4 protein-coding genes are annotated in these 3,396 nt (G+C 71.0%); 2 read left to right on the top strand and 2 right to left on the bottom strand.

What is annotated here, in order from left to right:
* Positions 1-44 precede the first annotated feature (44 nt).
* Both ACJ73U_RS04155 and ACJ73U_RS04150 read right to left on the bottom strand, forming a co-directional pair.
* Complete coding sequence (locus ACJ73U_RS04155) at positions 45-428, bottom strand: YchJ family protein (protein ID WP_407776163.1); 384 nt, start codon at positions 426-428, stop codon at positions 45-47.
* Positions 429-439: 11 nt separating this feature from the next.
* A complete protein-coding gene (locus ACJ73U_RS04150) occupies positions 440-1,480 on the bottom strand; it encodes a flavin-containing monooxygenase (RefSeq protein ID WP_407776162.1) in 1,041 nt (346 codons plus the stop codon).
* Positions 1,481-1,637: 157 nt separating this feature from the next.
* On the opposite strand from ACJ73U_RS04150, the gene ACJ73U_RS04145 reads away from it, so the two are divergent.
* Positions 1,638-1,766 (top strand): hypothetical protein, encoded by a 129-nt coding sequence (locus ACJ73U_RS04145; RefSeq protein WP_407776161.1) that lies wholly within the window; start codon positions 1,638-1,640, stop codon positions 1,764-1,766.
* A 77-nt stretch (positions 1,767-1,843) separates the two neighbouring features.
* The gene (gene gndA, locus ACJ73U_RS04140; protein WP_407776164.1) at positions 1,844-3,292 is read left to right on the top strand and encodes an NADP-dependent phosphogluconate dehydrogenase; all 1,449 of its coding nucleotides are present in this window, start codon (positions 1,844-1,846) and stop codon (positions 3,290-3,292) included.
* Positions 3,293-3,396: the final 104 nt, after the last annotated feature.

The raw sequence follows: 3,396 nt of genomic DNA, 5'->3' as shown, positions 1-3,396 counted from the left end.
GGGTACCCCGTTTTCAGTCACTCGATCAGGTGACGTGACAACTGTTACGGCAGCGTGGTGTCGCCGTCCACGTAGACCCACCGGCCGTCGAGGCGGGTGAACCGGCTGCGCTCGCGCAGGAAGCCGGTGTGGCTGCTGTGCCGGTAGTGCGCGCGGAACTCGACCGTGCCCTCCGTGTGCAGCAGGCCGCCGCCCGTGGTCCCGAGGATCTCCAGGCGTTCCCAGCGCTGGCCCGGGTCGAGCCTGAGCGTCCGCGGCCGGGTGTCGGGATGCCAGCTGTGCAGCAGGTACTCGGCGTCGCCGGTCGCGAAGGCGCTGTACCGGGAACGCATCAGCGCCTCGGCCGTCGGGGCCGTCGCGGCGCCGGAATGGACGCGACCACAGCAATCGTCGTAGGGGAGTGGTGTTCCGCAGGGACAGGTTCGCACGGCACCTATTGTCACGCGACCGCCGAATCCGCACCGAGCAGCCCGCGTATCTCCCGCACCGCGGTGCGGCCGGCCCGGTTCGCACCCACCGTGCTGGCCGACGGGCCGTACCCCACGAGGTGCAGGCGCGGCTCGGCGACGACCCGCGTGCCGTCCATGACGATCCCCCCGCCCGGACCGCGCAAACCCAGTGGTGCCAGGTGATCCAGGGCCGCGCGCCAGCCCGTGCACCAGAGGATCACGTCAACGTCCAGTGTGGTGCCATCCGCCCACGCGACTCCCGTCGGGACGAGACGGTCGAACATGGGTCGCCGTGCCAGCAGCCCTTTCCGCTGTGCGGCCACGATCTCCGGGGTCAGCATCAACTCCGTCGCGTGAACCACACTTTCGGGTGGCAGTCCGGCGCGGACACGCTCGTCGACGCGCGCGATGATCTCGCGCCCGTACTCGTGGGTGAACGGTTCCGTGCGGAACACCGGCGGCCGGCGGGTGACCCAGAAGGTCTCGGCCACCGTCGCGAGCTCCAGCTGCAGCTGCACCGCCGAGGTGCCGCCACCCACCACCAGCACCCGCCTGCCGGCGAGCTCGGCGGGACCGCGGTAGTCCGCCGTGTGCAGCTGGCGGCCCGCGAAGGTGCCCGGGTAGTGCGGCCAGAACGGGCGCGTCCACGTGCCGGTCGCGTTGATCACCGCGCGGGCCGACCACGTGCCCGCCGGGGTGTCCACCAGCAACCGGGGACCGGGACGCACGGCCGACACGGTGACCGGGCGCCGCACGTCCAGATCGAACTCCCGCTCGTACGCGGAGAAGTACGCCGGCACGGCCGTCGCCGCGGGCTCGTCGGGTGCCGGTGGGGCGAACCTCATGCCCGGCAGGTCGAAGATGCCGTGCACGGTCGCCATCCGCAGCGTCGGCCACCGGTGCCGCCACGCGCCGCCGGGACCCGGGTTCGCGTCCAGCACGGTGAAGTCCATGCCGGCGCGGCGCAGGAAGTACGCGCTCGACAGTCCGGCCTGTCCGGCCCCGATCACCACCACGTCCGTGTTTCGCACGTCATCTACAACGATTGTGGACGCAGACCCATTTCACTCGTGTGGACTGTCATACGCCATCCGTGCATCCCGATCGAGAATTGAGTAGGGTTCCCGTGCCTGGGGATGGCCAGCGTCGCGAGCCGGCACAACGGAATGAGCCTCAACAATGGTCGCGTTGACGATCATCATCGGTGGTGCGGTAGTCGGCGTTCTCGTTGTGGCAGCTCTGCGATCGCTGCGGCGGGCGGACCGGCGGATCGACGACATCATCCGCGAGGAGCTGGACGAGCCCGGGGACGAGTGACCGACTGGTCATACCTGCGGGCGACGACACGGCAACTGCTGAGTGCGTCCGGCGCGTTCCTCGGGCAGAGTGGGCACATGGCAAATCAGGCACAGATCGGGGTCACCGGGCTGGCGGTCATGGGCCGCAACCTCGCCCGCAACCTCGCCCGCAACGGCTTCTCCGTCGCCCTGCACAACCGCACCTCGGCCCGCACCCACTCGCTGGTGGCCGAGCACGGTGACGAGGGCACGTTCGTGCCGGCCGAGACGGTCGAGGAGTTCGTCGCCGCGCTGGAACGGCCGCGCCGGATCGTGATCATGGTCAAGGCCGGTGGCCCCACCGACGCGGTGATCTCCGAGCTCGTCCCGCACCTGGACGAGGGTGACATCGTCATCGACTGCGGCAACGCGCACTTCGCCGACACCCGGCGGCGCGAGGCCGAGCTGCGCGAGCGCGGCCTGCACTTCGTCGGCGCCGGCGTCTCCGGCGGCGAGGAGGGCGCGCTGCTCGGGCCGAGCATCATGCCCGGCGGCTCCAAGGAGTCCTACGCGACGCTCGGCCCCATGTTCGAGAAGATCGCCGCCCAGGTCGACGGCACCCCGTGCTGCACGCACGTCGGGCCGGACGGCGCGGGCCACTTCGTCAAGATGGTGCACAACGGCATCGAGTACGCCGACATGCAGCTGATCGCCGAGGCGTACCACCTGCTGCGCGACGGGCTCGGCGCGTCGCCGAAGGAGCTGGCGGAGATCTTCGCCGAGTGGAACTCCGGCGACCTGGAGTCGTTCCTCATCGAGATCACCGCCGAGGTGCTCGGGCACGTCGACGCCGCCACCGGCAACGCCTTCGTGGACGTCGTGCTCGACCAGGCCGAGCAGAAGGGCACCGGCCGCTGGACCGTGCAGACCGCGCTCGACCTCGGCGTGCCGGTGACCGGCATCGCGGAGGCCACGTTCGCGCGGGCCCTGTCGGCGCACCCCGAGCAGCGGGTCGCCGCGCGGCAGGCGCTGCCGGGGCCGGGCTCGGTGCCGCGGGTCGACCGCGAGACGTTCGTCGACGACGTGCGCAAGGCGCTGTACGCCTCGAAGGTCGTCGCCTACGCCCAGGGCTACGACCAGATGGCCGCGGCCAGCGCGGAGTACGGCTGGGACATCGACCTCGGCGCCATGGCCACCATCTGGCGCGGCGGCTGCATCATCCGTGCCCGGTTCCTCGACCGCATCAAGGAGTCGTACGCGACCGAGCGGCCCGCGTCGCTGCTGGTCGCCCCGTACTTCCGGGACGCGGTCGCGGACGGGCAGGAGGCGTGGCGGCGGATCGTGGCGCACGCGGCGCAGGCCGGCATCCCGACGCCCGCATTCTCCTCGTCGCTCGCCTACTACGACGGGCTGCGGTCCGAACGCCTGCCGGCCGCGCTCATCCAGGGCCAGCGCGACTACTTCGGCGCGCACACCTATCAGCGGGTGGACAAGGAGGGCACCTTTCACACGGAGTGGCCGTTCGAGCGCCAGACCCACACGACGTCTGGCTCGTACAACGCCTGACCTCGGATAGCCTTTGGCGCCCCTCGCCCGTGTGGGGGGAGAGGGGAAGCCAGCAGACCAGACGCCCCCGTTTCCCATCCGTCGGAGCGGGGGCGTCCGTTTGC

It is taken from the genome of Actinophytocola sp., from assembly GCF_045807065.1.
Taxonomy (GTDB): Bacteria; Actinomycetota; Actinomycetes; order Mycobacteriales; family Pseudonocardiaceae; genus Actinophytocola.
Note: the sequence above shows the minus strand (reverse complement) of the source record. Positions and strands in the feature narration are given on the sequence as shown.

Coding starts and splice junctions, on each gene's coding strand:
- gndA (WP_407776164.1), top strand. CDS start 1,844: ATGGCAAATCAGGCACAGATCGGGGTCACCGGGCTGGCGGTCATGGGC.